The following is a 4,804-nucleotide window of genomic DNA, read 5'->3' as shown; positions in this document are numbered from 1 at the left end:
GCTAACGGCCGGTGCACGCGGGGCACCCTGCGGTCTTTGCGGCTTAAGGTACTCCGGCAGGGGGTAGCGATTACCGAATGCATAGCTAACAAAAAGGCCACCTCGAAGGTGGCCTTGGCGTTTCTGCTCTATGGCTCAGTCGCCGCGGTATTCGCAGCCGCTGGTGCAGGTCTCGTGGATGCGCACGCGCGACAGTTCTGGGAGCAGGGGTTTGACCTGTTGCCAGATCCACTTGGCCAGCACTTCGCTGGTGGGGTTTTCCAGGCCGGGGATGTCGTTCAGGTAGTTGTGGTCGAGTTGCTCGTAGATCGGCTTGAAGATCGCCTTGATCTCGGAGAAGTCGCGAATCCAGCCGGTATAGGGGTCGACCTCGCCTTCGATATGCAGGGCGACGCGGAAGGAGTGGCCGTGCAGACGACCGCATTTGTGGCCTTCCGGCACATGGGGCAGGCGGTGGGCCGCCTCGAAGATGAACTCTTTGAACAATTCCACAGTACAGCGCTCGCGTGAGATGGCCGTCGATCAGGCCCTGAGCCGCGCAGTTTATCAGGTCTGCCCAGGCGCCTGGGCGTTCAGCAGTCGGCGGATCTGCTGCGTCAGGTAACGGTGGAAGCGCCGATCGTGCCAGTAAGCCATATGGCTCAGTGGTGTATGGCGTTTGTACCAGGGACCGACGGGCAGGGCGCGATCTTCGTGCACCAGGGTGGCGTAGGCGGGGATCGCGCGCAGCGGGTAGCCGAGTGGGTCGGCTGGTGCGTAGACGTTCAGCCAGCGCGCCTGCTGACGCACCGCGTCGCTCAGGCAGTGGCCGGGAAAACGGATTGGCAGCACCGGGTCGTAGGCGAAGGTGAACAACGGGATGTTGCAGCCGAAGGTGACGATGCCGGCCAGGGTTTCCAAGGCCAGAAAGGGGTCATGCGGGCAGCTGGGGGTGGCGTTGAGTTTCTGCTGGTCCCAGGCGAAGTTGGAGAAGATGTGCCCGCCCAGGGAATGGGTCAGCACCAGCAGCGGGGTCTGCGGATCGACCTGGGCGCGCAGGGCATTGAGGCCGTTGCGCAGGCACTGGTGCACTTCCTGGTAGGTGGTGTCGTAGGCCTCGCTGACCTTGCGGTAGCCGGCGGCGTCGCCGAGAAACAGGGTGACGATGCGGCGTAACCAGCGCCAGCGCACGGGTTCGCGCTCGAGGCGGGCGAGGAAGGCGTGTTCGCGTTTATCCAGCACGCTGGCCCAGTACAGGGTCTGGAACGCCACCTGCTGGGCGTCGTCGCCCAACTGGCGGCGCAAACCGCGGATCAAACCCTGGGCGAACTGGTGTTGTCCCTCGTGGTCGCGGCTGTCGGGCTGGTTGCCGATGCCGTGGATGATTGCGACTGCCAGCTTCATGCATCCTCCCTGATTGCAGCAGCCTAACCATCGGCGCTGGCCGCGTCCATCACAAGGGCAGCAGGCGTTCGCCCAGGCGCCCGCTGTCGACCAGTTCGAGGAATTCGTCGCCGAGTCGCACGCTTTCTGCCATCGCCTGGCGCCAGTAGCGTTCACGGCCGGCGTCGTCACCCAGGTAGCGTTTGAAGTCGCTGCGGTCGGGCAGCTTGCCGTGGGGCAGGCGTGCCAGGTACTCGCGTGATGGCGCGAGCAGCAGCACGTCCTGCAGGCGAGTGCGGTCGCCGCGGCGCCAGGGCATGCTCTTGTCGAACCAGCCGGGGATCACCCGGTCGGTGAAGTGCGGGTAAAGCACGATGTCCTCGCCGCTGTAGGGCAGGTCGAGGTGATAGTCGAGCAGGCCGCCGTCGCGGTAGGCGCCGGGCTCCAGCCCGGGAATCTCGCGGATCGCTTCCATCACCATGGGGATCGAGCCGGACGCCAGCAGGGCGTGGCGCAGGTTCTCCGCGGTGAGGGCGTGAAAGTGCGAGCGGAAGTCGCGCAGTTGCGCCAGTGGCGGCAACTGGCGGGCGTCGTGCAGGATCACCCGGTCGAAGTGACGCGCCAGACGTTGGCGCGCCAGCAGGTTGTTGCCGATCACCGACGACAGCCCGAGGCTCAGCTTGCCGCGGTGGTCGTGCTGCAGCAGGCCGTGGCTCTTCACCACCACGATATGCAGGCGATGGTACGGGTTGGCGACGATGGCCGCGTCCTGGTCGGCGAGCAGCTCGTGCAGCATCTGGCGGCAGCTGCCGGACACCTCGGCCATGCTCACGCCCTTGGCGAAGCGCTGGGCGGTGTAGAGTTCGCCGAGGCGGCGGATGCCGGCGGCGGCGTCCGGCAGGCAGGCGCTGGCGAAACGCCAGGAACCGATGGAGGCGCCGATCAGCGCGCGTTCGCGCGGCGCGCGCGGCAGCCAGTCGCCGAACAGCGCCAGATCCAGGCCCTGGATGCCGAGGCCCTTGGGCCCGCCCGCGGCGCCGGGCAGGATGCCGACATCCGCCGGGCTCAGGCCGTGCTGGCGAATCCGCGCCAGGGCTCTGGGGCCTGCCCGGAGGGTCAGGGCAGGGGACTTGATATGGATCGCGCTCATCGCTGCCTCCGTCACGCAAGCAGGCGATTATAGGGCCATGGACGCGCAGGCCAAGTAACTTCAGCGGCTGAATGACGCCGGCAATTCAGCTTGAATTAAGTGCACGGGCCTAGAGTGGCAGGCATCGAATCACTTTCCGGAGGATGCTCCATGAACCTGTTGACCCGCCTGCTGGCCATCGCTGCACTTGCCAGTGCCAGCCTCATTGCCCATGCTCGCGACCTGGGCCCGGACGAAGCGCTGCGCTTGCGCGACGCCGGCACCATCAAATCCTTCGAGCTGCTCAACCAGGCCGCGTTGGCCCAGCACCCGGGCTCGCGCATCGAGGAGACCGAGCTGGAGGACGAATACGGTCGCTACATTTACCAGATCGAGCTGCGCGATCCGCAAGGCGTGCAGTGGGACCTGGAACTGGATGCCAGCACCGGCGAAATTCTCAAGAACCATCAGGACGATTGATGAGCTTGCGCAGCACCACGGCATTTTTGTTGCTCCTGGCCGGCAGCCTCGCCGCCGCCCCGGGCGTGGCCCGCGATCTCGATCAGGACGAGGCCCTGCGCCTGCGTCGCGAGGGTGTGATCATGCCCTTCGAGCAGCTGATGCAGCGCCTGGAGCAGCAGTATCCGGGCACCACCCTGCTGGAGGCGGAGCTGGAAGAGGAAGACGGCGTGCTGGTCTACGAGGTGGAAATCCTCACCACCCAGGGCGTGGTACGCGAGCTGGAACTGGATGCCCGCGACGGCAACATTCTGAAAGACGAGGAAGACGACTGATGCGCCTGTTGCTGGTGGAAGATCATGTGCCGCTGGCCGACGAGCTGACGGCCAGCCTCAGTCGCCAGGGTTATGCCGTGGATTGGCTGGCCGACGGCCGCGACGCCGCCTACCAGGGCGCCAGCGAGCCCTACGACCTGATCATTCTCGACCTCGGTCTGCCGGGCAAGCCGGGTCTGGAGGTGTTGCAGCAGTGGCGTGCCGGCGGCCTGGCCACGCCGGTGCTGGTACTGACTGCGCGCGGCTCCTGGGCCGAGCGCATCGAAGGCCTCAAGGCCGGTGCCGACGACTATCTGACTAAACCTTTTCATCCTGAGGAATTGGCCCTGCGTATCCAGGCGCTGCTGCGTCGTGCCCATGGCCTGGCCAACCAGCCGCAACTGGAGGCCGCCGGCCTGCAACTGGACGAGAGCCGCCAGTGCGTCACGGTCGGCGGCGAGGCCGTCGACTTGACCGCCGCCGAGTTCCGTCTGCTGCGTTACTTCATGCTGCATCCGGGGCAGATCCTGTCCAAGAGCCACCTGGCCGATCACCTGTACGACGGCGAGACCGAGCGCGATTCCAACGTCATCGAGGTGCACGTCAACCGCCTGCGCGGCAAGCTGGGGCGCAACGTGATCGAGACGCGCCGCGGCCAGGGCTACCGTTTCACTGGGGAGCAGGGTTGAGGTCGATCCAGCGCCGGCTCAGCCTCGGCCTGGCCGGCGCCCTGCTGCTGGTGGGCCTGGTGCTGGCTCAGGCCAGTCTCTGGCTGTTCGACCGTGGCTTGCGCGCCTACCTGGAGGAGGATCTGCGCGACGAGGCGCAGGGCCTGCTCGCCGCCCTGGTGCGTGGCCCGGCCGGCTTGCAACTGGATGAGCGGCGCCTCGATCCGTCGTTTCAGCGGCAGTTTTCCGGGCATTACTTTCGTATCGACTTTGCCGACCGCAGCTGGCGTTCGCGCTCGTTATGGGACCGCGAACTGCTCAAGCCGCAAGGCTCGGGCATGCAGGCCGAACTCGGCGACGGTCCGCAGGGCCAGCGCCTGCTGGTCTACCGCGCCGATTACCGGCGTTACGGCGAGGCGCTGTCGATCAGCGTGGCGCAGGACTACGAGCCGGTGCTGCAGAGCTTTCGGCGCATGCAGTGGCTGGGCCTGGGCATGGGCGGCGCGGCGCTGCTGCTGATCCTGATCGCCCAGCGCTACACCGTGCGCCGCGCGCTGCGTCCGCTGGAGCAGGTGCGCCGGCAGATCGCCCAGTTGCAGCAGGGCCAGCGCAGCGAGCTGGACGCCGAGGTGCCGGAGGAGCTGGAGCCGCTGGTGGCGCAGATCAACCACCTGCTGGCCCATACCGAAGACACCCTGAAACGCTCGCGCAACGCCCTGGGCAACCTCGGTCATGCGCTGAAGACGCCGCTGGCGGTGCTGATCAGCCTGGCCGGACGCTACGAACTGGCGGCGTACCCGGCGTTGCGCGCCAGCCTGCGCGAGCAACTGACGCAGATCGAACAACGCCTGAGCCGCGAGCTCGGCCGCGCC

The 4,804-nt window shown here is 66.7% G+C and carries 7 protein-coding genes; 4 read left to right on the top strand and 3 right to left on the bottom strand.

The features are described from left to right. Positions 1 to 135 precede the first annotated feature (135 nt). Genes queD through N878_RS12875 form a run of 3 tightly spaced genes read right to left on the bottom strand, consistent with a single transcriptional unit; the run spans position 136 to position 2,512 of the window. Complete coding sequence (gene queD, locus N878_RS12885) at positions 136 to 492, bottom strand: 6-carboxytetrahydropterin synthase QueD (RefSeq protein ID WP_021444059.1); 357 nt, start codon at positions 490 to 492, stop codon at positions 136 to 138. A 54-nt stretch (positions 493 to 546) separates the two neighbouring features. After that, complete coding sequence (locus N878_RS12880; protein WP_021444058.1) at positions 547 to 1,383, bottom strand: hypothetical protein; 837 nt, start codon at positions 1,381 to 1,383, stop codon at positions 547 to 549. Positions 1,384 to 1,432: 49 nt separating this feature from the next. Beyond that, a complete protein-coding gene (locus tag N878_RS12875; protein ID WP_021444057.1) occupies positions 1,433 to 2,512 on the bottom strand; it encodes a hypothetical protein in 1,080 nt (359 codons plus the stop codon). Between the two features lie 150 nt (positions 2,513 to 2,662). Between N878_RS12875 and N878_RS12870 the strand changes: the two genes are divergently transcribed. The 4 genes from N878_RS12870 to N878_RS12855 form a co-directional block, all read left to right on the top strand. Then, entirely contained in the window at positions 2,663 to 2,971 is a 309-nt protein-coding gene (locus N878_RS12870) for a PepSY domain-containing protein (RefSeq protein ID WP_021444056.1), read from the top strand. Beyond that, entirely contained in the window at positions 2,971 to 3,285 is a 315-nt protein-coding gene (locus tag N878_RS12865) for a PepSY domain-containing protein (RefSeq protein ID WP_021444055.1), read from the top strand. The genes N878_RS12870 and N878_RS12865 overlap by 1 nt, the downstream gene beginning before the upstream one ends. After that, a complete protein-coding gene (locus N878_RS12860) occupies positions 3,285 to 3,953 on the top strand; it encodes a response regulator transcription factor (RefSeq protein ID WP_021444054.1) in 669 nt (222 codons plus the stop codon). The genes N878_RS12865 and N878_RS12860 overlap by 1 nt, the downstream gene beginning before the upstream one ends. After that, on the top strand, positions 3,950 to 4,804 hold an 855-nt coding region (locus N878_RS12855; RefSeq protein WP_021444053.1), incomplete at its 3' end, for a HAMP domain-containing protein. The genes N878_RS12860 and N878_RS12855, both read left to right, overlap by 4 nt.

The organism is Pseudomonas sp. EGD-AK9 (genome assembly GCF_000465935.2).
Taxonomy (GTDB): domain Bacteria; phylum Pseudomonadota; class Gammaproteobacteria; order Pseudomonadales; family Pseudomonadaceae; genus Aquipseudomonas.
This window is presented reverse-complemented; position numbering and strand designations above follow the sequence as displayed.

Excerpts from the sequence above, each read along its gene's own strand:
- N878_RS12880 (WP_021444058.1), bottom strand. The coding sequence starts at position 1,383 with ATGAAGCTGGCAGTCGCAATCATCCACGGCATCGGCAACCAGCCCGAC.
- N878_RS12875 (WP_021444057.1), bottom strand. The coding sequence starts at position 2,512 with ATGAGCGCGATCCATATCAAGTCCCCTGCCCTGACCCTCCGGGCAGGC.
- N878_RS12870 (WP_021444056.1), top strand. The coding sequence starts at position 2,663 with ATGAACCTGTTGACCCGCCTGCTGGCCATCGCTGCACTTGCCAGTGCC.
- N878_RS12865 (WP_021444055.1), top strand. The coding sequence starts at position 2,971 with ATGAGCTTGCGCAGCACCACGGCATTTTTGTTGCTCCTGGCCGGCAGC.
- N878_RS12860 (WP_021444054.1), top strand. The coding sequence starts at position 3,285 with ATGCGCCTGTTGCTGGTGGAAGATCATGTGCCGCTGGCCGACGAGCTG.